At 33.3% G+C, this 24641-nt stretch carries 17 protein-coding genes and 1 tRNA gene; 14 read left to right on the top strand and 4 right to left on the bottom strand.

Going from position 1 to position 24641, the window contains the following annotated elements; all coding sequences use genetic code 11:
- The first annotated feature begins 2 nt into the window (after positions 1-2).
- The 9 genes from ABDW27_RS16725 to ABDW27_RS16685 all read left to right on the top strand — a co-directional run bounded on the left by ABDW27_RS16725 (position 3) and on the right by ABDW27_RS16685 (position 15572).
- Positions 3-3467, top strand: coding sequence for a PKD domain-containing protein (locus ABDW27_RS16725; RefSeq protein WP_343696929.1), 3465 nt, complete (start codon positions 3-5; stop codon positions 3465-3467).
- On the top strand, positions 3451-5319 hold the full coding sequence (locus ABDW27_RS16720) for a contractile injection system tape measure protein (protein WP_343696928.1): 1869 nt from the start codon (positions 3451-3453) through the stop codon (positions 5317-5319). Before ABDW27_RS16725 ends, ABDW27_RS16720 begins: the two co-directional genes overlap by 17 nt.
- Positions 5320-5330: 11 nt before the next feature.
- Positions 5331-5909, top strand: coding sequence for a hypothetical protein (locus ABDW27_RS16715; RefSeq protein WP_343696927.1), 579 nt, complete (start codon positions 5331-5333; stop codon positions 5907-5909).
- A complete protein-coding gene (locus tag ABDW27_RS16710; RefSeq protein ID WP_343696926.1) occupies positions 5906-6733 on the top strand; it encodes a DUF6734 family protein in 828 nt (275 codons plus the stop codon). The genes ABDW27_RS16715 and ABDW27_RS16710 overlap by 4 nt, the downstream gene beginning before the upstream one ends.
- An 18-nt stretch (positions 6734-6751) precedes the next feature.
- Positions 6752-7612 (top strand): DUF6734 family protein, encoded by an 861-nt coding sequence (locus ABDW27_RS16705; protein ID WP_343696925.1) that lies wholly within the window; start codon positions 6752-6754, stop codon positions 7610-7612.
- A 36-nt stretch (positions 7613-7648) separates the two neighbouring features.
- On the top strand, positions 7649-9202 hold the full coding sequence (locus tag ABDW27_RS16700; RefSeq protein ID WP_343696924.1) for a DUF4157 domain-containing protein: 1554 nt from the start codon (positions 7649-7651) through the stop codon (positions 9200-9202).
- 13 nt (positions 9203-9215) lie between these two features.
- A complete protein-coding gene (locus tag ABDW27_RS16695) occupies positions 9216-13544 on the top strand; it encodes a DUF4157 domain-containing protein (RefSeq protein WP_343696923.1) in 4329 nt (1442 codons plus the stop codon).
- 10 nt (positions 13545-13554) lie between these two features.
- The gene (locus ABDW27_RS16690) at positions 13555-14172 is read left to right on the top strand and encodes a hypothetical protein (protein WP_343696922.1); all 618 of its coding nucleotides are present in this window, start codon (positions 13555-13557) and stop codon (positions 14170-14172) included.
- Between the two features lie 95 nt (positions 14173-14267).
- Positions 14268-15572 carry an ATP-binding protein gene (locus ABDW27_RS16685; protein WP_343696921.1) on the top strand — a complete coding sequence of 435 codons (1305 nt, stop codon included), beginning with the start codon at positions 14268-14270 and terminating at the stop codon, positions 15570-15572.
- Positions 15573-15575: 3 nt separating this feature from the next.
- Here the strand turns inward: ABDW27_RS16685 and ABDW27_RS16680 are convergent, their stop codons facing one another.
- The 4 genes from ABDW27_RS16680 to ABDW27_RS16665 all read right to left on the bottom strand — a co-directional run bounded on the left by ABDW27_RS16680 (position 15576) and on the right by ABDW27_RS16665 (position 20602).
- Positions 15576-16271 (bottom strand): hypothetical protein, encoded by a 696-nt coding sequence (locus ABDW27_RS16680; RefSeq protein ID WP_343696920.1) that lies wholly within the window; start codon positions 16269-16271, stop codon positions 15576-15578.
- Positions 16272-16548: 277 nt separating this feature from the next.
- Positions 16549-17505, bottom strand: a complete 957-nt coding sequence (locus ABDW27_RS16675) for a homocysteine S-methyltransferase family protein (RefSeq protein ID WP_343696919.1) — start codon at positions 17503-17505, stop codon at positions 16549-16551.
- 131 nt (positions 17506-17636) lie between these two features.
- Positions 17637-19400 carry an FAD-dependent oxidoreductase gene (locus ABDW27_RS16670; protein WP_343696918.1) on the bottom strand — a complete coding sequence of 588 codons (1764 nt, stop codon included), beginning with the start codon at positions 19398-19400 and terminating at the stop codon, positions 17637-17639.
- Positions 19401-19414: 14 nt separating this feature from the next.
- Positions 19415-20602 carry an FAD-dependent oxidoreductase gene (locus ABDW27_RS16665; protein WP_343696917.1) on the bottom strand — a complete coding sequence of 396 codons (1188 nt, stop codon included), beginning with the start codon at positions 20600-20602 and terminating at the stop codon, positions 19415-19417.
- Between the two features lie 304 nt (positions 20603-20906).
- On the opposite strand from ABDW27_RS16665, the gene ABDW27_RS16660 reads away from it, so the two are divergent.
- The 5 genes from ABDW27_RS16660 to ABDW27_RS16640 all read left to right on the top strand — a co-directional run bounded on the left by ABDW27_RS16660 (position 20907) and on the right by ABDW27_RS16640 (position 24390).
- Positions 20907-21188: a hypothetical protein gene (locus ABDW27_RS16660; protein WP_073412267.1), complete on the top strand. Its 282-nt coding sequence runs from the start codon at positions 20907-20909 to the stop codon at positions 21186-21188.
- Positions 21189-21415: 227 nt separating this feature from the next.
- Complete coding sequence (locus ABDW27_RS16655) at positions 21416-21961, top strand: DUF4494 domain-containing protein (RefSeq protein WP_073412276.1); 546 nt, start codon at positions 21416-21418, stop codon at positions 21959-21961.
- Between the two features lie 193 nt (positions 21962-22154).
- Positions 22155-23666: a glycosyltransferase family 39 protein gene (locus tag ABDW27_RS16650; protein ID WP_343696916.1), complete on the top strand. Its 1512-nt coding sequence runs from the start codon at positions 22155-22157 to the stop codon at positions 23664-23666.
- Complete coding sequence (locus tag ABDW27_RS16645) at positions 23666-24190, top strand: DUF4269 domain-containing protein (RefSeq protein WP_343696915.1); 525 nt, start codon at positions 23666-23668, stop codon at positions 24188-24190. Before ABDW27_RS16650 ends, ABDW27_RS16645 begins: the two co-directional genes overlap by 1 nt.
- Positions 24191-24317: 127 nt before the next feature.
- Positions 24318-24390: transfer RNA gene (locus tag ABDW27_RS16640), tRNA-Met, on the top strand.
- Positions 24391-24641: the final 251 nt, after the last annotated feature.

Here is a 24641-nt window from a genome sequence, read left to right as displayed (position 1 = left end):
CAATGTCAGTTAAACTTTCAACAATAACAACACAATACCGACGATTCACAAAGAATCAGGTACTTACAGAAGGAAACCTTAATGAGGTTGTCGATTTTTTTGACGATCAGGATCGCCTGTCACGCATTTACCTGAGTGGCGTTGGTATAGTTTGCGGACTTTATCCAGCTTATAATGAGGCTCAAAAAACAATTTCAATAACGCAGGGAACTGGTATAACTACTGATGGTGATCTTTTTAAATTATATCAGGCAGATGTATTGGGAAACAAAAAAATCGATTTTGACTCCAAAACCTATACGCACTGCAAAATTTATGATAATACAAAAGCGGCATACAAACCTTTTTTCTATGGTGGCGCAAACCAACAATTGCCTCTTTTTGAACTCTTGACAGAAGAACAGCAAAAAAAAGAAAAAGACCCTTATTTTGCTTTAACAGAATTTTCGGCCAATACAAAATTTGAGCTTAAAGAAGCCGTAATTCTTTTGTATCTGGAGTCTTATGAAAAAGAATCTGATCTCTGTGTAAGTCTTTCGTGTGACAATCAGGGATTAGAAATTGTCGGCAATTATAAAGTTTTAATTGTAAGCAAAGACGTTGCCGCAAAAATAATGAATTATGACAGCATGATTGGCAAAATCAATTATGTCAATTTATATCATACATTACCAGACCTAAAATCAAACAGAATTGTATTAAAAAAAGACGATTTTGCTCATCTGGAAGTATTAAAACAAACTTTTACCAAAGGAATTTTCAAAAACAATGTTGTTAAAAAATTGCAGGAAGGCTACAATCAGCTGCTGACAGGTTTAAACATGCCGGTCGTTTTAGAATCAATTCTAAAAAATATAGACGAATTATTTAATTTTGAAGGAGACCCGCTGCTTCCCTCAGATTTTCAATATCGATATGATCTGCTTAACGATCTTGTTGATACTTACAACGAAACCAAAGCACTTCTGCTTAACATAGACGACACCTATTGTTATCCGGATATTAATGCTTTTCCAAAACACTTAATGCTGGGTGAACTAATAAAAACGAAACCTTGTTTTGAATTCCGTCATGCTTTTTACAAATCGCCTTTACTTTCAGGAGAAAATTTAAACACTTGCAATGACTGCCTTGCAGATGACAATGCTCCTGTTAAAGATTTGAAAGAAAAGAAAAAGGTAAAAGCAGATGAAATAAAAGCAGATGAGATAAAAGTTTGCTATGGCGAAAACACAGCCATACAAAAAATGTACAGTCTTATTCTGCGAAGTGCGCAATTATTAGAAAACTACAATCCTGCTTATGATTTTATAAAAGTTACACCTTCTTTACAATTGGGTAAATTGGGCAAAAAAGCCATTCCTTTTTACAATGATGTAAACGATTCGCTTATTAAAGCCTGGGATTTTGATAAAACTATTTTAGGGTTAGAAAAAAACAATGTTAGTTACCATGATGATTTATTAAATACTAAATACCCGCTCGAAATACACCTTGACAGTGATTTTTATAGAATTGAAGGTCATCAGGGACGTAATTACAAAGAAGCACTAAAAGCTATTCAGCAAATTAGATTAGAAAACGGACTCGGATTTAATATCATGATTCTGGCTGTAAATTCAAATGAATTAGATAAAACCATCCAGAAATTCACCGAGTATTACCTCAACAAAAACCACGGTTACGAGCATAAAGCAGGTGTAGTTCCAGGAGGCACTTTCATAATGATATATCTGGAAGAAAAAGTACCTTATTATTACTATTACAACAGCCGTAAACCATCATTAACTGGTGATTTTGAAAAATTTACAGAAGGTATTCCTATTTTGAATCCCGTAGTGGCTGATTTTTCGATACCGTATTTATGTTGTGATGAAAACAACATTGGACTTACTTTACCAGTAGATAAAATTTGTTTTGACAGTAAAACACCTCCTCTGCCTTTTAAAGTAACTCCATCCGGAGGTTTTGTAAAAGCCAATGTTAGACCTGATCAAAACGGTGGAATAAAAGTAAATGAATTTGGAGCGCTTGTTTTTGATCCAAATTTAGTAAGCAAAGAATTGATAGGTCAGCCTATAACCTTTACAGTTAATAATTTTGATACGGATTGTAAGATAACCATTTTTGAAAAACCAAAATTCGATTTTACTGCAGTTCCTACAAAACCATCAGGAGTTAATGAAACCGAAGTGACTTTTACCGTAACCGGAGAAAATATCGAAGGCAATAAATATACCTGGGATTTTGGCGACAAAACCGATCTTGTAACAGACAAAACCGAAATAAAACACATCTACAAGTATAATAGCGAATCCCAAAAGAAATTTACATTTGATGTCACTGTTAGTGCCGACAATGGAAATTGCGGTTTCCAAATCACACATCCTGTGAGTTTTGAAATTGAAGATCCAAAAGTGCTCGTAGATGGCAAATTAGTAAACAAAATCTCTTTTTGCCGAAACGATAAACCAGTAGAGCTTACTCTGGAACCTAATGTAAAAGGGGTACAAATTTTAGGAGAAGGAGTTCAGGTTACATTCGGAGAAAAATATATGTTTGTTCCAGGTGAGGTATCTAAGGATGTTCAAACTGTAACCATTTTTATAGACGATAAACCATCCAATCTTACCATTACACTTTTAGATCTGCCTACTGCCAGTTTCAATTTTGTTATAGATCCAACCGGAATGTTGACTTTAAATAACAACTCTGTAAATGCGGCAACTTATGTCTGGGATATTAATGGAGAAATAGTAAAAACAGATAAAAAAGAACCCGTAACAAGACCCGTTTCTATATTTAAAGACCCATCTATTTCAGTTTCATTAACGGCAGAAGGAAAATGCGGTTCTGTAACCGATGGTCCAAAAGTAATAGAAATTAGAAAACCCGCTGAAGAAAATACTTGTCTTAACAATGCTGATTCATTTATAAAAAATGCCATGGAAACTATTTCTGTTTTCAAAGAAACTTCCACTTTAAATAAATTCAGCAGAGATACTGTGAACTTCATCACTCAAACTGAAAACAAATTGGCCGACGTTCAAAAAAGCCTTGAGAGTTATATCGGCGGTAAGGAAAATGCTAAAATATCTGAATTATTTACACAGGAATATTTCAATTTCATATCTTCTGTTGTTGCGTCTTCTATTAAACTGCAAAATCTTGAACAGATTGCTGCCGTACAAACACTCATATCACTAAATACTTCGCTGTATTATACAATTTTGAGATGTCAGGATCCGGAAGTGCTTAAAGCGTCTGAAAAACAAATTTTCCCGGCAGGATTACTTTTTAATAATTTATTTCAAAGTTTCATCGAAATAAAATTCAATGCTGATACTGACGGATCATTGAAAAAGTTTTTATCCAGCATGCTAAAAGTATTTCCAAAAATCGATTTTATAATTGCCAATTTGAATATACAAATAGAAGCCCTTACACCGGATGCAAGAATTAAATAAACATATTATCAATAAAGTTTTCCTTGAGATAAATACCAATTCTAAAGAAAAAGGGTATTATCTCAAGGACAATATTGATGCGTTTTTGCAAAAGGAAATATTCTCTTTTTTAGAAAATTATTTTAATGAAATCGCTTCAAAAAAACCTTCACACAGCATACAATTAGACAAACTCGACATTGATATTGCTATAAATCAAAATTTGGATTTCGAAAATATCAAAGATCAAATTCTCAAAAAAGTGACTAAACAAGTTGAAGAAGTTTTTGAAAAAGAAGATAAAAACACAGAAGGATATAAACTAATTAATGCACAGGAAAAAGAAATAGAAAGCTTTTTTCATTTCCTAGAAACAGGCACAAATACCTGGTGGACAACCTTAAATCAGGATTTTAAAATAGTCAATGATACTACATTTAATGAAATCCTAAATGATGAAACGTTTTCTTTAAAATGGAAAAATGCAATTCAAAAACCAATTGTAAGAACACGATTTATCAAACAATTTAGCGACAGCCAAATTGTAACCATTCTTAAAAAAGGAATATTGTTAAAACAAAACAATACTGAAAGCAGTGCCAAAATAATCAGGATTGAAACAATAAAAAAACACATTGAAAAGTCTATTTCTAAAAATCAATTGGCTTCAAATCAAAGATTTTTAACGTGGGAAATAGTTGTTTTAAACCTTTTGAAAACGAGTACAACAATTGTAAAACAAAAGCTTTTTAAATTAATTTTCAGTGTATTTGAATTCCATAAAAAGAAAATCTTTTTAGAACACAAAGAACTTTTTCTAAAGGAAATTCAAACCCAGACAGCAAACCAAAACGAACTAGAATTACTGGCTAATCTTGATTCTATTGTTTCGATTATCGAAAACAAAATAGAATCAATTATTTTAAAAGAAAAAGAAACGAAAACAGAAACAGTTTCAAAAACACAAGAATCAGTAAAAACTGAGACTGAGACAAAGTCAATGACAAAACCAGAAACTGAAGCTAAGACTGAAACAGAAATAAAAGCTGAGACAAAAGGAAAAACAAAAACAGAAAAAGGAACTGAAAATAAAACTGAAATAAAAACAAAAAGAATTCAGGAAAGTAATGAAAAGGAAGTGTCCAATTCTGATTTGATTTCGTCAAAAAACAAAGATGTAAACACTAACAACAACGCTGAAAACATCGAATCAGTATCAAATAATTCAATAGAAAAAACGCCCAACACTCAAGAAGAAGTATTGGATAAAAAAGATTTTTCTATTGAAAAAGAAGAAAAAGAAAATACGGAAGAAGTTATACTAGATACAGAAGAAAGCCTAACTGATGCCAATATTTACATAGATACAAATGTCAACGATTTATATGTTCAAAATGCAGGTTTAGTATTGATTCATCCGTTTATGAAATTTCTTTTTGAAAATTGCAAACTGCTCAACAAAGACGACAATACTATAAATAATCCGGAAGTTGCCGCGCATCTTTTGCATTATATAGCCACCGGGCAGGAACAGGATTATGAAAACACCATGGCTTTCGAAAAATTCTTATGCAATATTCCAATCGCACAACCAATTGAAAGAAACATTGTTCTCTCTGAAGAAATGAAAAAAGAAGCAGCTGCAATGCTGCAGGCGGTATTGAGCAATTGGGATATAATGAAAACATCATCGGCAGAATTGCTTCAAAACGAATTTTTGCAGCGTCCCGGAAAACTAAATGTTAATGGAGACGAAAGTCCTGTAATACTTATAGAGCGAAAAACACAAGATGTTTTATTAGATAAATTAAGCTGGAATTTAAGCATCGTAAAATTGGCCTGGAAAAAACGAATCATATATGTAAACTGGTAAAAATTAAAAGTATGAATATTGAAAATACCTCTTTTTTAGAATACGATAAAAAAAATATTCGCAGTCTTCAGCAAATGGCTTTAGAATTTTTATTCAATAATGTAAACCTGTCTAAAGTCGTTTTTTGCGGAGGTATTGCAGACTATCTAAATCTGCGTCAATATTATGACATTACAATTAATGATATAGATCTGCTTTTTGAAAACGAACAAGATTTACAGCCCATGATGAACAAATTGGAAACCAAAAGATATAGGTCAAAATTCTATAAAACAAAAAATGGCGAAGCTTTAGTACATATATTCAGAATTGGAGAAAATTCAATTAATATAGACACTTTTCCAAGAGATTTTTCTCATTCAGCCTTTATACAATCACCTTTGTTGGGCAAAATGGTCTGGCATACCTCATTTGAAGAAAGTAAAAAAAATCATAATAACGAAATACATCTCAATACCTCAGCAGCAAAAGGTATCGATTATCAATGGAGACGATTGTATAAACACAGTCGAAAAGCTTCTTTATACAACAATGTAACTTTCCTTGAAGAAAAAAACTTAATTCATACTATTAAAAAAAATATTTTATGAAGGGAGAGCCTAGAATAATTTACAGCTTAGATGCATATCCCATTAGTAATAATCGATGGAATGAAGGCAATAAATTTAAAGAAACGATTTATTCGACTGCTTTAAGTATACTGTACAGCCATTTATGGTATCAGGATATCGAACTTTATGCTGATGAAACTGCCTATAAGTTTCTTTATATGCTCCCGTGCAGAGTTACTAAAATCAGCAGTAATAAAGACGCTGTGATTTGGATGAAATCGAAAATTGATGTTATGGAAAAACAAACCAAACCGTTTGTTCATCTTGACAATGATGTTTTTATAAAGAAAAAAATACATTTTGATTTTGATAAAGTAATCGTCGAACAAAATGATTACGAATTATACGGCATGTACCAATATCGTTTAGATTTTTTTAATCAATATACTCAGGATTTAGACTATTGGAAACCCGATTTAGGATACGCATTTAACTGTGGAGTATTGGGTTTTAGAGATCTTGAACTTCGGGATGAGTTTTTAAAAGTGTATTATGATTTAGAAGAAATTTTTATAAAATATAATAATCCGGAAATAGCACGAATAGAACCTTGTATCGTTTTAGAACAATATAATCTGGCCGCTTTATTACATCACAAAAATATTAAACCAACATTATTACTCTGGAAAAAAAACTTGTTCGAAAACAGCCAGTTGGCAGATAAAATTGGTTACACACACATTGCCGGTCAAAAAAAATACAGAATAGATATTGTTCAGGAAATAGAAAACAGGCTTTTTAAAGTGTTTCCGTATTGGTACAAAGAAGTAAAAAGTGCTTTAGAGAAAGAAGGTATCGTTTAAAACTATAAATGTCTATATATGAAACAAAAACACAAGATAATTTATAGCCTTGATGTACTCCCGATAATAAATAACAGATGGAATATGGGAGACAAACTAAAGGAAACGATCTACATGACGGCTCTAAGTATATTATACAGCCATATGTGGTACGATGAAATTGAACTTTATGTAGATGAAACAGGCTTTAAGTTCCTGTACATGCTTCCTTGTGCCGTTACTAAAGTAAATAATGACAACAGAATAGAGCTTTGGATGAAATCTAAAATTAAGGCAATGGAACTGCAGACAAAACCATTTGTTCATTTAGACACTGACATATTTATTAAGAAAAAAATAGATTTTATTTTCGACGATGTAATAGTAGAACGCAAGGAAGATACTTATGAAATTCATTACAGGAAACAGGTAGAATTTTTTAATAAATACACCCAAAATCTGCCTTACTGGCACACACATTTAGGCTATTCTTATAATTGCGGGATATTTGGTTTTAATGATCTCAAGCTCCGTGATGAATTTATAAAAAGCTATTATGATCTGGAGAAAATATATATTGAAAACCAACAAAACTTTACAGTTTTAAAAGAAGAAGGTTATGAAACCTGCATTTTAATCGAACAATATACTCTTGCATCATTATTAAACTATAAAAACAATAATCCTACGATGTTGTTAAAAGGAGAAAACATAACAGAGCATGGAAAACATGCAGATCGTATTGGGTATTCTCATTTTTTTGGAATGAAAAAATATGACAAATATGTTGTTGACGAAATTGAACTTCGGCTCTCTAAAATATTTCCGTATTGGTATAAGCAAATAAAAAATGCATTAGAGAAAGAAGGTTTAATCGCGAATAATCCACAGTTTGTTTAGTTAAAGAAATTATTAACCTAAAACGGTAAAATAATCATGAGAGAATTTGAACAAAAAAAAGCAGCCAGTCATTCCCCTTCTCCTTTTTTTGGGCCAAAAGTTCAAAAAAAAATAACTACAGGCACTGTAGGAGATAAATATGAAGTAGAAGCCGATAATGTTGCTGATAAAGTAGTAAACAAAAGCAAAACGGGAGGTTTATTGCAATCAAAAAAAGAAGAAGGCGTTCAGCAAAAACCTATTTCACAAACCATATCAACAGTTCAAAAACAAGATCTGGCACAAGAACAGCCTGTGCAAAAAAAGGGAGAAAAAGAAGAGGATAAAAAAGTACAAAAGAAATCTGACAAGGAAGAGGATAAAAAAGTTCAGAAGAAAGGCGAAAAAGAGGAAGACAAGAAAGTTCAGAAAAAGGGCGAAAAGGAAGAGGATAAAAAGGTACAAAAGAAATCCGATAAGGAAGAAGACAAAAAAGTACAGAAAAAAGGAGAAAAAGAGGAAGACAAGAAAGTGCAAAAAAAATGTGCTGATTGTGAAAAAGAAGAAAAGGTTCAGAAGAAAGGAACTAAGGAAGAAGAAAAGCCTGTTCAGAAAAAAACTCAAAATCCAGAAACTGAAATCCAAAATAATGAATTAGAGGGAAAACTCAACAGCTCAAAAGGAAACGGAAATAGTTTAGACAAAAATACAAAACACGAAATGGAGTCTGGTTTTGGTGCCGATTTCAGTAACGTAAAAATTCATACCGACTCACGCGCCGTGCAAATGAGTCAGGAATTAGGCGCACAAGCTTTTACCAATGGTAATGATGTTTATTTTAACGAAGGAAAATATAACCCAGGTTCAAAAGAAGGCAAGCATTTATTGGCACACGAATTAACGCATACCGTTCAGCAGACTGGAATGGTGCAAAAATCTATGGAAGACCATCCTGAGAATCTTCAAAATCCTTCAAATCCGCAATTCAAAGGCAATCCTCCACTTGAAAAAGCAAATGATAATGAAATGCTCATTTCAACCGGACATAAAGGAGGATATGTTTCAGAAATACAAAAAGGTTTATTGCTATGGAACAGCAATGCACTACCAAAATTTGGAGCAGATGGTGATTTTGGAAACGAAACCCGAAATGCTGTACTCGGCTTTCAAATCGATAATGAATTGAATGGTCAGGAAGGTATTGTGGGTCCGGAAACCATGGGGACATTAGATAATGTCGTTATGGAGCAAAAAGGCGGAAAAAAAACAGGTGGCTGCGAGAGTACGGTTAATTTCAAAAAAGGGCCATTTCAGAGTGAAACAAGTGCCGGATTTTTTAGTACTGCAAAATGTCCAAATGTTACCATTACCATTGATGCTGTTGCACAAATAGTTGAATTTCACCATTGTTCTACTTTAGAAATTAGCATAGATCATATTGGAAGAACAAAAAGGATAATAAAAATTGACAACAGCGGAAAAGGACATTTTGAAGAAACATTTACAATGAAAAATCATAAAGACATTCATAAATTATTTTTCACCATGCCCGAGGAATGTAAAGGAATGGGCGATTCATTTACAGTAAGCGGAAGCATTAAACGTCATTAATAAATTTAATTAAATGCCAGCATTCAAACAAATATCAAAATCAAATCCTTCTGCCCCTTCTTCTATTAATGCAAGCAAGGGAACGGATTTTTTTGGTGTACAGGCAAAATTGAATATTGGAAAATCTAATGATAAATTTGAAGTAGAAGCTGATAGAGTTGCAGACCAGGTTGTGGCCAATAAACAAACGGCAAACACAGACGCTTTCTTTTCGCCATCGCCGGTAGTGCAAAAGAAATTGGCGCGCAATGTTCAAAAGCAAGAAGAACAAAATAAAGAAGTGCAGCAAAAAACGGCTGCCGAAACCATAACACCTGTTGTACAGCTTAAAAAAGAATTGATCCAAAATAAACTCGATTCAAGAACAACAGAAAAAAAAGAAATCAATCCGGCTTTTTCCAGATCAAAAACGTTAATTCAGCATAAGTTAGAAGATAAAACTCAGAAAAAAGAGGAAGCAATTCAGAAAAAAGAAGAGCCAATTCAGAATAAGACAGAAGTCAAAAAACCAGAAGCTGCCCCAAAAAGTAAGCTGCCCATCAAACCTTTAATTCAAAATAAAGCAGAAGAGGAAAATGTACAGCAGAAAAAAGAAGAAGAGAAACAAACATCAGACGAGGAAAAACAATTACAAAAAAGTGCTGCCAGCGATGCTAACCCAAGCGATAATTCTAATATAGAAAGCACTTTAAATAGTACAAAAGGCGGAGGTTCTCCACTAACAGGAAAAATCAAAACCGAAATGGAATCTGGTATTGGAGCCGATTTCAGTAATGTGCGTATACACAACAATTCAACTGCTGTTCAAATGAATAAGCAATTGGGTGCTCAGGCTTTTGCTACCGGAAATAATATTTATTTTAACGAAGGAAAATACAATCCAAATTCGAAAGAAGGCAAGCATTTACTCGCCCACGAATTAACACATACTGTACAACAGGGAGCGGCCATTAGAAAAAAACCAGAACCAGAAGCGGTCTCTCCTGCTCCCGAAATGATTCAGGGTTCATTCCTTGATTACGTTCCCGACTGGATTATCAATCAGGCGAGACATATTCCGGGCTACACACTATTTACTGTAATTATTGGTTACGACCCGTTACGACAAATTGATGTAGAACGAACTCCAATTAATCTGATAGAAGGTTTAATGGGACTTATTCCTTTTGGAACCGCAATTTTTGATAAACTTCAGGAATACGGAATCTTAGAGAAAGTTTTTGACTGGGTTGAAGGAAAATTGAGCGAAGTTGGTTTAACGGTCGACAGCATTTTAGATTTAGTAGAACAAGTTTGGGATGAAATATCATTTCCTTACACAGGCATAATTGATTTAGTTACCGAAAAATTTAATGAAGTAGTTAACAGAATTACTTCTTTCGTAAGTGCAACGGTAGATCAGGTAATTACCTGGATAAAAGAAGCTTTGGTTGATGTGGCCGAGCCTATTTTAGCCGAAAACAAAGCCTGGTCATTAATCAAAAAAATAATCAAATACGATCCGCTTCGCGATGAAGAAGTTACAGCAACAACAGTCGAAATTTTAGAAGATTTCTTAATACTTATAGACAAGCAAACAGAGCTTGAACAAATGCGTGAAAAAGGCACGCTGCAAAAAACGGCCGACTGGCTTGATACTCAGGTTGGAACTTTCACTTCACTTTTAGGCGAACTCCGCGGACTTATTACGGCTGCATGGGATGCTATTCAGCCTGCTAATCTTGTCAATATCGCCGATAATCTTACCGCACTTGCCGCTCAGGCTGGAGGATTCCTGCAAAGAGTCTGGGATTTTGCTTCGGGCGTAGCACTCAAAGTATTAGAACTTGTTAAGGAATCATTATTAGGATGGCTTTCTGCTCAGGCAGCGACTGTTAGAGGTTATTCATTGGTAAAAGTAATTATAGGACGAGATCCTTTCACCAACGAAACTGTCGAAAGATCGATTCCAAATGTCATTCGAGGTTTCATGAGTCTAATGGATGGCGGAGAAGAACAATATGCACAAATGGTCGAAACGGGTGCCATCGCCCGAATCACAGGTCAGATAGAAGCCGCTGTTGCTACTTTAAACATGACCCCTGCCTCTATCATTCAGCTTTTTACTGATTTATGGAACTCATTTACAATTGATGATTTAATTCATCCGCTGGATGCTTTTATCAGAATTATTGAAAAATTCGGAGAACCAATCGGACGCCTTATTGCTTTTGTGGCAGAAATTATCCGAATCGTAATTGTGGCAATACTCGAAATTATGAATTTCCCATTTGACTTAATCGGAAATATCATAACACGAGCATTAGAAGCCATTGATGACATTAAGAGAGATCCTATTGGTTTCTTAAAAAATATCCTTAGAGCTCTAAAACAAGGATTTGTTCAGTTTTTTGACAATATCGTAACCCATTTAATAAATGGTGTAACCGGCTGGCTGATGAGCGAGTTAAAAGATGCTAATATTCCGGTTCTTACCGATTTCTCTCTTCGAGGTGTCATTACCTGGGTTATGGAAGTACTGAACATCTCAATGGAAAGAATTTGGGAAAAACTAGCCGCTCATCCTCGCATTGGGCCAGCAAGAGTTGCCAGAATTCGCAGCATGATTAATACGCTTGAAGGTATTTGGACATTCATTAAAGATGTTCAGGAACGAGGCATGGCTGCTATTTGGGATAAAATTCAGGAACAGCTCAGTAATTTGTGGAATTCTGTTCTTGATGCTGTGAAAAACTTTGTCATGGAACGCATTGTCAATAGAATTACAGCCAGACTTTTAAGCATGTTGGATCCAACCGGAATCATGGCTGTGATAAACGGCGCAATGGCGTTCTTCAATGCAATACAAAGTTTTATCAAATACCTGCGCGAAATGCTCGAAGTTGTCAATTCGTTTGTTAATGGTGTAGCTGATATTGCCAGAGGAAATGTTGCCACAGCTGCAGATTACCTCGAAAGAACGATGGGACAAGCTATGCCGGTCGTAATAGGTTTCTTGGCAAATCAGGTAGGTTTAACCGGTATTGGTACAAGAATTGGCGAAATGATTATTTCTGTTCGTCAAATGGTTGATGAGGCATTAACTTGGTTAGTAAATAAAGCTGTAGATACAGGAATGGCTTTATTAGATAGAGCTATGGCTATGGGTGCAAGTGTAAGAGATGCTATTTTGGGGTGGCTAGGATTAAGAAAACCTTTTAGCACACGAGATGGTGAAAGTCATAACTTATACTTTCAACCCGGAAGTACAAATGGTGTTTTAATGGTAGCTTCTACCCCTAAAACTATTGAACAATTAGTCATTGACAGAAGAGCAGAAATACAACAAGAAAACACAGCTACTCCTGCTAAGGTAACCGAGAACCAGCCAAAATTAGAGGCATTAAATAGAATTACAACAAAACGAACCGAAGTTCTTACTTTAGTTACTCAATATAATGCAGCGGTAGACAATAGCAGCAGTAGACAGCCAGATGATTTACAAAGAATGATCGATCAGAAAATGACTGAAATTATTGGTGATTTAATTATTGCAGAAATCAGTTCCGCTGGTTCCAATAATGTTCAAACAAGAGTAGTTCATACTTCAGATACTGGCAGACCAAAATCTGTTATTGCTGAACCTCTAACTACAATTCCGGGAAATACTGCAGGTTCTACTCCACAACAAGACCCTGTCGGATGGGATGATATTTTAATTGCAAATGGAAATAATGTTACCGCCAGAAGTAACTATTGGGTAAGAGCACATTTATTAAACCATCATTTACATGGACCAGGATTATCTTGGAATCTTGTTTGCGGCACCACAGAAACAAATAATAATATGAAAACTGAAGTTGAAAATTTTGCAAAAGACGAAGTTGCAGCAAATCCAACTAAGCAGTATTTTTATGAAACAACGGTTTCATATTTAGCTGAACAGCCTCATAAAACTTATTTAAAAAATTTCCCTTATCAAATTAATGTACAATATGGTGAATTAACTGGAAATCCTGGCAATTTTACAAGAGGAACTGCAAGAGGAAGATCTTTTACTCAGGATATACCTGCATTAACGAATATATCCATAGCATCGTTTAACGAGTCTTCGGCTGGAAGTCTAAAAGAAACTTCTGATTCTGTTACTTTAGTCGGAGGAACTATACCAGGCAGCGTATTTCAAAATATTGTTGCAGCAAGAAGAGAAATTCCTTCACAATCATTTGGAGATTCAATAGAGGGGTTGATAAGTCATATGGATAATTATTATACAACAAATGGTCTGAGAACTCCTTTTGCAGCAACATATGGACCACGTTTAAGAGTATTAGCTGCCAATTATATTTTTATGCATTACTAAATAAAAAATCATGGAGGAACAAATAATAAAAGAATTCATCTCATTTGTAAATGAATTAAATAAACCGCCAATTAGAATAATAAAATCAGATATAAAATATGGAAACTATTCTATCTCTGATAATGTAACATCAAACTTTCCAGAAACAATTAAAGATTTCTACTCCAGAATAGAAATTATGAATTGCAAATGGCAATTATCCGATAAAAATAATTCAATAGATTATTTAGATAAAGAAATAGATTTGGTTTTTGGAGAAGTTAATATTGCTGCAATATCTTTTTTAACTGAAATTTATAATCAAAAATCGATACTGGACTACCTTGATCCAAATAAAATTATGGAAAATAACAAGTTAGTCGATTATATTCCTTTTGATTATTTAGAAGGTGAACTTGCTGTATGTTATAAAATAAAAACCGACAATGTAGATTCTGATAACTTATTTTTAATTGATTTTAGTGAAACTGGAACAATCATCCCTATTAATGTAGGAATCTATGAATATTTGTCTGTTGGAATTGAAAATTATTTCTTTTACGGATGGCAAAAAGCAGCCTTTCTAAATAATTTAAAAAACAAAGAAGTTATAGATTTTTATTGTAATCAGTTATTTAGAAAAATCTAAATTCTATATTCTTAAAATATTATTTCTAAAAAGGTTTTCTAGATCTCTATTCAGATTGAGATCGAAATTTACTTTATAAAAATTAAAAGATAAAAATGGAAACAATTTTCACATACCTAAAAAAACAATTCATATTTCAACTCGATACACTTTTTCAAGTTGAAAATCCGATGGAAAAACCTGTTTTAAATCAGCCTAATTCTAATGATTTTGTAGATGAATTTATCATCGAAAATAATCTCACTGAAACTGATATTCTTATTTTGGGATTAGCTCTGGTTCCGCATATGAAACCTGATTTTTTAAGTTCGATTATTGCCGAATATTTACCAAATGGCGGTGAATTACCTGAGTTTGGCGGAATCAAAACCAAAAACCACCGCGGGATTTTACCAACAGGTGAAACGGCTCAGTTTTTAATTGCAGGAAATGATCTCGAAGAACGAATTTCGTTTTACAACTACCTGCATAACGGCTCTTTTCTTTATAAAAAAAGAATTATCAAATTAGAATCAGTTCCAAATGGTGAACCTAAACTGAGTGGTTTATTGATTTTAGAAGATGAATATATTGAGAAATTCATAACCGGAAAAATTCTGAAACCTCAGCTTAGCAGTAATTTCCCTGCTCAGTTAATCGAAACTCAATTAGACTGGGAAGATTTGGTACTCAATTCCAACACCTTAAATCAGATTAAGGAAATAGAAACCTGGCTCAAATTCAATGAAATTCTGCTTCATGAATGGAACATGAAAACCAAAATAAAACCTGGTTTTAGAGTTATGTTTTACGGCGCACCGGGAACCGGAAAAACGCTTACGGCTTCACTTTTGGGAAAATATACCCAAAGAGATGTCTACCGAATTGATTTATCGATGGTGATTTCGAAATACATTGGCGAAACCGAAAAAAATCTTTCCTCACTTTTTGACAAAGCAGCAGATAAAGACTGGATTTTATTTTTTGATGAAGCCGATGCCGTTTTTGGAAAAAGAACCAATGTTAGAGATGCTCACGATAAATATGCTAATCAGGAAGTTTCATATTTGTTACAGCGTATAGAAAATCATCCCGGATTGGTTATTCTGGCTTCTAATTTTAAGGCCAATATTGACGCGGCTTTTACACGAAGATTTCAATCTATAATTGAATTTGAAGTGCCAACTTATAATGAACGTTTACAGCTTTGGAAAAATAATCTGCCGCAGGGAATTAAAATTGCCGAAGATGTAAACCTCAACGAACTCTCAAAAAAATATGATATTACCGGTGCTAATATTGTAAACATTATTCAATATGCATGTTTGAGAACTTTAGAAGATAAAAACGAAAGTATTAACTTAAATCATCTGCTTCAGGGAATTAAAAAGGAATATGCTAAAGAAGGTAAAATGATGTAAATATTATTCGGTAGTACTATATTCTCTTGTATTTACAACTTTACCATTGACAATTTTTTCATAATTGTTTTTATAATGTGCAACCGAATCGTTTTCACTAATATCTGATTTAGTTATAATTTCAGAATATTTTATTGTCCCATTTTTATTAAAATAATGCTTCTTGATAATTTCATTATCGAGAGTAGATGAACTTGTCGAAAGTATTCTACTCGCATTATCTATTTCTTCTATTACATTGTCAGACAGTTCTTCTGAAAATTCAAATGATTTTGTTTTTTTATTAAACAAATATATATTCACCTTGTCTGTCGCAGCGTTACTTCCCTGGCTTGTGATCAAAAAATCTTTAAAACCATCAAAATTTAAATCCTGAAAATGTTCGTTAAAATAATCTTCTTCGTTAAAATCATTTCCCGATTTAAAATAATCAGAATAGCTTAATAAAATCCGCTGTGTTTTATAATCCCTTAATTCTATTGTTGTTGCTCCAGAAACAGAATCGATTTGTTTCCAGTTACATTTTATATCATTAATACTAAAAGGTGTACTTATTTTTACAGAAGTATCTATTTGGGTTTGGGAAAGTTCTTTAACTGAAACCTTATCTTTACGATCTTTTTTTAAAGAAACATTTTCTGCCGTATTTCTACAGCTCATTAAAAGTAAAATAATAAATATCGAAATAAGATTTTTCATTTTTAGATGTTTTTAAAATTGAATCTAATAAATGATAAATCTAATTGATTTTTGAGTACAAATCTTCATTTTAAAATTATATCTGCTCTTATTTTTACTCAAACTGGCACGAGCAAGATGCTCGTGCTAGCGGGAGAATTGTATTTTCTAGTAAGCATTTCTTCAATTGCCTCTAGTTTTAACTAGAGGAATCTTGGAAAGTTCTAAAAAGGGCTTTAGCCAAATGCGTTTTTAGGCTAAAGCCATGTTGAATTAATTTGTGTCCCTCTAGTTAAAACTAGAGGCTATTGATATTCAATTGATCTGCAATTGCTGCAACATGTTCTTCATCAGTTCCGCAGCAGCCGCCAAAAACATTTAAATGCGGAAAAGAATCTTTTAAATCACGATATTCTTTTCCCAATTCATTTGGAATTCCTCTATCTAATTCGGCAGCATCATCCAGCTCAGCGTGGCTTTTACACGAGGCATTGGCTCTGATTGCTCTTATGCGTTTTACCCAATTTTCGTTTTGATTTTCTTTAAGTTCGTTTAAAAAATGAGTGGGATGCGCGCAATTAATCATATAATATATGGGCAGAATATTTACATTTTGATCTACTTTTTCGATAGCTTCTTTTAAACTCATGCCTGTTGGGAGTTTTCCATCGGTTTCGACCGTAAAAGAAATAACAACGGATAGATTAAATGTTTCAGCCGCTTTTACAATTCCGATAGCCTCTTCGACATAATTCATCGTCATTGCCGAAACTAAATCAATTTTAGTGTGACTTAAAACTTCAATTTGTTTAGAATGATAAATTTGTGCTTCTTCAACATTCATACAATTTTCGGGAACATATCCATCGCCGCGCGGACCTATGCAGGCACTTATTAAAATCGAGTTGATATCATTTTTAAATTCAGCTTTTAAATCGGTCAAAAGTGCGACTGCTTTTTTATTTATTTCAGCTAAGTCATTTTTAGAATAACCAATTTTTTCAATCCAATCCGGATTGGCGCGCCAAGTTGGAGCTTCTAAAATAAAATTGGTTTTGTACTTTTTGGCGATTTCTAAATATCGGATATAGTAATTTTTAATCGCATTATATCCTTCTTCATTCTTTAATAAATCAAAAGCGGCAAAACAAGGAAGATCAAATCCTTCCAGAAAAACCAATGTTGTTTCGAGTCCGCCATCTGTTAAAAAAAGATCATTCGATTCATGGGGCAAAATAGTTCCGCTCTCTTTCATTTTCTTTAGATTTTAAAAATTAAACAACTAAAAATCAATTGAATACATGTATAAAATTACAAAAAAAACGTTCTAAAAAACAATAAAACCATTCAAATTGAATGGTTTTATTGTTTTTAGTTTTTCAGGTTTTACCAACCCAAATAATATTTTGGACTCAACCATTTCGGACGTTTTAATCCAAAATGCTGCTGCAACATTTTTTCGGCTTCGCAAAAAGCACCTTCCACCCAGCCCTGCTGATCTGAATAGGCTTCTCCACAAATATGAATTTGTTCGCTTACGACTGGTTTTCGCATATATGGCATAACATTTTTTACCGAATATCCGGCTTTCCATGCATGATATCCAGCTCCAAAAGGATCATCTGTCCAGTCTTTAAAATAAGTTACGTAAGGGTCCGGAATGGTTATTTTATCACCATGAAGTTCACGAAGCTGATTCATTAATTCGCCAACCATTAATTTAGTTGCCTGAACGTCATTTAGTTGGTGCAATTCTTTTAACGATGCCGATTTAGCCGATTTCACTTCAAAAAGTACTTTATCATCAGAAAGTGCTTTCCAGAATGTCTCGGTTTCCATATCTCCGTAACTTCCTAAAAGCATGGAGTTATCGGTTTTAGGATCGGTTCCGAAATAGTAACATTGTCTCATTGGCAAATCAGTAATCGAATGTCCGGAATCAATTCCGAGTTCTTTCCACCACGGATATTTAAAGCCCATTAATATTTTAAAAGCCGGCTCCATAATTACAGAGCGAATGTTTTTATTTAAAACCGAATTTTCGTTAACATCAAAAAAGAAATTATTCTGATCTAAAAGTTCAAGCGATTTTCTCGGCATTGCCAAAACTAATGAGTTAGCATACACTCTCCATTCTGAATTGGTTTTTAGGTTCAGAAAAGTCAATTCGTATTTATGCGTCTTTTTTGAAGAATGCTCTTTCGTAAAAGTCAGCAGTTTATTTTCTGACCAAATTGTAGCACCTTCATGTTCCATATATGAGTTGGCAACGGCGTAAGCAATACTATCATAACCTTCTTCGATAGTTTTGTAAATGGTTCCTGCAGAGAAATCTCCCACCATATATGGAAATGCTTCGGCAGAATTCCAGTTGATTGTGTTAGAATAATATCCGCCCGCATTGGCCAAAAACTCATATCCTTCCTGAGAAACCTGATCTTTAATTAAATTCCAGAATCCCAGATCGTTTACTTTACGTTTGTTATAAGGCGATTTTGGGAAATTGTAAACCAGTTTCGGTTTGATATCGTCCCAGTCTCTGCTGGTTAATTCAAACGAATAGTCGTAAATCGTATCGCCTTTTATAATTTTGCTTTTGTATTTTTTTTTCACCCACGGATCGGCCATTAAAACATCATAAATAATTTTATTAAAAAGCTGATCTGAACTAAAACCGAAATCTTCATCATTCAAATAATATCTCGTTGGCAGTTTTTTACCATCGGCCTGAGCCACATTCCAGGCATCTTGTTTAAAACGTTCTTTTCGAAGATACATTAAGAGTTTTGATGAATCTCCCATCGGAAACGGAACCGGAGTCATTTTATCCTGCAAAACCGGTTTACGTTTTGTTGGGTCTTTTTCTGTTAATGGATAACCTTCGATTAAGGTGGTAACAATTTGCTGTGAGGTCAGGTAGCGCATTCCGCCCAGTTCTCCCCAGAAATTCATACCCGGCATAATTACAGATTCAAGCCTTCCGCCCAGTTTACTGTTCATATCAAAAATTTGTACTTCGCTGGCTTTGTATTTTTTATCTGTAACCAAACGATAAGCGGTATAAAGTCCTGAAGTTCCGGCGCCAATTATGGCAACTTCTATTTTTAAATCAGGATGTTTTCCTGTGTTTAAAGGTGTATTTTTATTCATAGTTTTTATGTTTTTTAGATTGCTTTAAAGTATTTGCGTCCTAATTGGAAAGGTGAAATATCAAAATCCGTATGTCCGTATAAGGCCAGATCCGACATGATTTTTCCTAAAAACGGAGTAAACTTTGCGGCCCAACCCGTGGCGTATAAAACAATGTTTTTGTGATTTGGAACATAATTGGGCGCAAAATCTATCAGTAACTCTTTGTTTGGTATTTTACTCAAAGCGATAAGGCAGGTTGAGGTATATTCTGGTTCTGCGGCTAATCCGGTCATGTGATTTTGTACCCAGTCTGAAGTATAATCCAGTTCCTGCGAATTTGGAATTAAAGTCCTGTCGCCCGGTTCTTCAAGCGGATTGATGACAAAGTCCGGCGCTACGCGAATGTAATCCGGATGATCCCAATCGACTGATGGAAAACCATAAAATTGATTTCCGTTTTCGCCAACTGCATTTTGAAATACAAACCAGGTTGGATATTGAATATTCGGATCGGTTTTTCTAAAATAAGCCGATGACATATTCCAGTAAGTCGCTTCTATTTTAAAATCTAAAAGGTTGATTACACTATTAATGTACGGTCCCGGAATAATGGCTAGTTTTTTGGCAATGTAAATTCCGTTTGGCGTTTCGAGTTCAAAAAGAGCTCCAATTTGGTTTATTTTAAGAACCGGAGAATTCTCTTGTAACTGAACGGTTTCTTCTTTTTGACAAAGATTTAAAAGCGCTTCATTTGTTGCCTTGAAATTTATGCTGGCGCCGTCTGGCTGAAATAATCCGGTGTAAGTTTCAGGCAGGTTTTTAAAATGGTATTTATCTTCGATTTCTTTTGCTGTAAGCGTTGTATAAGGAATATTTAAAGCTTTTAGTGATTCTTCGGCTTCGGCAATATTCCCTTCTGTAGAATGCACCTGAGGATCTCCAAACCAAAGTGTGCCGACTTTATCAAGTAATTGTGTATTGCTTGCTTTTTCCAGTTCGTCCCAATAGGGCTGTGCGTCTAACGCCATCTGCACCATATATTCCTCAGGATACGGAATCCTGAATTGACGCGAAACTCCTGCTGAACTTCCTAATTGATTTACAAATGTAAATTGTTCCAGTACTAAAGTTTTTGCTTTTCGTTTACCGGGATGATACGCAGTTGCCAACCCTATTGGTCCGCCACCAATAACGATTACATCATAGTTTTCTTTTTCCATTCTGTTTTGTGGTTAAGTAGTCTATAGTTGTTTTGGATTTCAACTCTAAATTACTTGAGATATAAAATGAACTTTAAAAAAATGACACCAAACGGGGATTTTTGGTTATGAAACGTGTGTTATGGGATTGAAGATTCTATTCATTGTAAAAGATTAAAACCAGCATCTAAAGTCGGTAAGGTGGGAATTAGAGAAGTATAAAAAAGAATTATATAAATCATCTGTAAGACTAAGTTGTAATTTTAAGTTATCCGAGAATGTGAAATTCGGAAATTGACTTAATTATTAATATAAACTGATTTATATGACATTCGAAAATTACTCTTATATACCTGAAGATTTTACAGATAACATAACATCTTACGAAGAACAATTGTTATTGAATTATGATGATTATTTAGAAGGTGGTTTTTCAAATGCGATGGCAGTTCATAACCACTACAACTTAGAATTAGAAGACCTGGAAGATGATTTCGAGTCTGAATATGATGAAAATGACTGGGAAGAAGAAGATCCTAATGAAAACCTTTCAGGGGAATATGATGAGAATGAGGAACAACCCGGAACTTTTGAAATGATAAACTAAAGCAGTTAAACATCTATATTTTCATATTTTATTTTTTTCAGAAAAGGAATGTAAATAATTTATATGTTAAATTTTATTTAGATAAAAGCATTTAGAATATTTGTTAAACACAATTAAACCAAACATTTACAAAAAGCAAACACAAATTGTGAATATCTATTTCTAAAATTCCAATTATAATTTGACAGCAAAATCTATCTTTGGCATCCTTATAAAAAATAGAAAGAATGAGCGCAATTTGGTACGAATGCAAAGTAAAATATAGAAAAACAGATGAAACCGGAGGCCAAAAAGTTTTAACAGAACCTTATTTGGTAGATGCAATATCCTATACAGAAGCTGAAAAAAGAATTAATGAAGAAATGGCAGCTTATATTAGTGAAGAATTTAAAATCACCAATATAAAAGTGGCAAATTATGCTGAGATTCACCCTTTTGAAAATGCTGACCGCTGGTTTAAATCTAAAGTCTCTTTGATTGCTTATGATGAAGAAAGCGGAAAAGAAAGAAAATCAAACATGTATATGCTGGTTCAGGCAAATGATGTTAGAGAAGCTTTTGACAACACAATTCATGTCATGAAAAACACTATGGGCGAATATTCGATTCCTGCTATTTCAGAATCGCCAATTATGGATGTTTTCCCATATTTCAGCGGTGAAGAGGAAGAAACAGAAATGCTGGAAAGATTTAATGCGCTTAAAGCCTCAAAACCTGTAAAAGCAGACGAAGAAATAATAGACCACATGGAATTTGAAACCGTAGAGGAATAAGTTTTGTTAGATTCCAAAAATTAAAATTCCAAATTCCAAAAAGGAACTTTAATACTCTATATTTAAATAAATTAGCTTCAGATAAATCTGGAGCTTTTTTATTTTATATCTTCAAGATTTTCAGGCATTTTTCAAATCAAAATAAATCCTATCTTCGTTATACAAAACCATTTACAACCAAACCAAAAACTCCATGAATAAAAAAACACTTATTTTAATTGGGTTTATCATTTTAAAATTTGTACTTCAATATGTTTTAATAAGTCCCGAATATGATTTACAGCGCGATGAATATTTACATCTCGATCAGGTAAATCATTTGGCCTGGGGTTATTTATCTGTTCCTCCTGTAACTTCTTGGTTTTCTTATATCATATTATTACTTGGAAATTCAGTATTTTGGGTAAAGTTCTTCCCGGCCCTTTTTGGAGCTTTGACACTTTTAATTGTCTGGAAAACTATCGAATTTTTAAAAGGAAACTTGTATGCTTTGGTTTTAGGCGCACTTTGTATTTTGTTTTCTGCATTATTAAGAATCAACATGTTGTATCAGCCCAATTCATTTGATGTTTTGTCCTGGACATTATTTTATTATATTTTGATCCAATATTTTGCTGCCGAAAAACCAAAATGGCTTTACATTGGAGCCGTTGTTTTTGCCTTCGGATTTTTAAATAAATACAATATTCTGTTTCTTTTAATTGGTCTTTTGCCTGCAATTTTAATTTCTAAACAAAGAAAAATATTTGCAGAGAAACAATTATACTTCGCCTTAATTTTAGGATTATTATTGATTTTACCAAATTTATTATGGCAGTACAATAATCATTTCCCGATTGTACATCATATGAAAGAATTGGCCGAAACACAATTGGTAAACGTAAATCGTGGTGATTTCTTAAAAGAGCAGATTTTATTTTTTATTGGTGCATTCTTCGTTATTCTTTCGTCTTTTTATGCTTTACTTTTTTATAAACCATTCGAAAAATATAAGTTCTTTTTTGCTTCGATAGTTTTTACAATACTGGTATTTATGTATTTCAAGGCAAAAGATTATTATGCTATTGGCTTATACCCAATTTACATTGCTTTTGGTTCGGTTTTTCTTTCGGATGTTTTGCAAAATGGATGGAAACGTTTTTTAAAACCTGTTTTTATTGTACTTCCATTATTATTTTTTATTCCGATGTATTTCTTAGCGTTTCCAAATAAAAGTCCAGAAAAAATAGTGGCAGAAAAACTGGAAACCCATCGTTGGGAAGACGGGAAAGAACATGATTTATCACAGGATTTTGCCGATATGCTGGGCTGGAGAGAACTTGCCAGAAAAACAGATTCGGTTTATGCTTTATTTCCAAAATCTGAAAACACTTTAGTGCTTTGTGACAATTATGGTCAGGCCGGAGCTATAAATTATTATACAAAAAAAGGAATTAAAGCCGTTTCTTTTAATGCCGATTATGTGAATTGGTTTAATCTGAATCTGTATTATACAAACTTAATTCGGGTGAAGGAATTTGAAGAAAACAGCAATGAATTTAAAGAAACAAGGCCGTTTTTTCAATCAGCTTTTAAAGTAGACGGAATCACAAATAAATACGCACGCGAATTCGGAACGACTATTTTTGTTTTTACCAAAGCCAAAGTCAACATCAATAAAAGGCTTGAACAGGAAATCAAAGAAGAAAAAAACTACGAAGATTAATGATCGATTTTACCAATATTGGATATCTAAAAACCGGAAATGTAAAGCAAATTCGGGCTTATGAAACCTTAACTCAAAATAATGTTTTAGAAACTCTTTCTGAATTTGATCCTATTTTAGTTGGTACAATTCCGATTAATATTGATATTGAAAACAGTGATCTTGATATTATCTGTTATTGGAAAAATAAAGCTGAATTTATTTCCAAAGTTTCTTCTTCTTTCAGGAATAAAATTGGATTTGAAATTCGGGAAATTAATATTAATTATCATGAATCTATAGTCTCCAATTTTAAGATAGATGATTTTGAAATAGAAATCTTCGGACAAAATATTCCAACCAAAGATCAAAACGGATACAGACACATGATGATTGAATATGAAATTCTGAAATCAAAAGACGAAAATTTCCGTTTAGAAATTATAAAATTCAAACAAAATGGATACAAAACCGAACCCGCTTTTGGCGAATTATTAGGTTTAAAAACCAATCCGTATTTAGAATTATTGAATTATAAAATTTAATTAAGCAAAAACAAAAAGCACAATCACTTAAATTCCAACACCTTACCATTAACAATAGTTTAATAAAAATATTTCATTAATTTCTTTGGATAACCGTATTTAGTCCTTATCTTTGCACCCGAAACATCGCGGGATAGAGCAGTAGGCAGCTCGTCGGGCTCATAACCCGAAGGTCACAGGTTCGAGTCCTGTTCCCGCTACTAAGAAAAGCTTCAGAGAAATCTGAGGCTTTTTTTGTTTTACAATTAATCAAAAAATAATACTATATATTTTTTGTGCTCCTATTATTTTTTTCTATAACTGAAAAAAAATATTTTATTCACTTATAATATACTAAAATAATTTAAGATGAATAAATCAAATTCATTTAAAACATATTTTATCATGTAACAAATTGATAATAAGAGAGTAAAACTTACTAACTGTAAAAAAAGGGAAAAGCGTAATAAAA

The organism is Flavobacterium sp., from assembly GCF_039595935.1.
GTDB lineage: Bacteria > Bacteroidota > Bacteroidia > Flavobacteriales > Flavobacteriaceae > Flavobacterium.
Note: the sequence above shows the minus strand (reverse complement) of the source record. Positions and strands in the feature narration are given on the sequence as shown.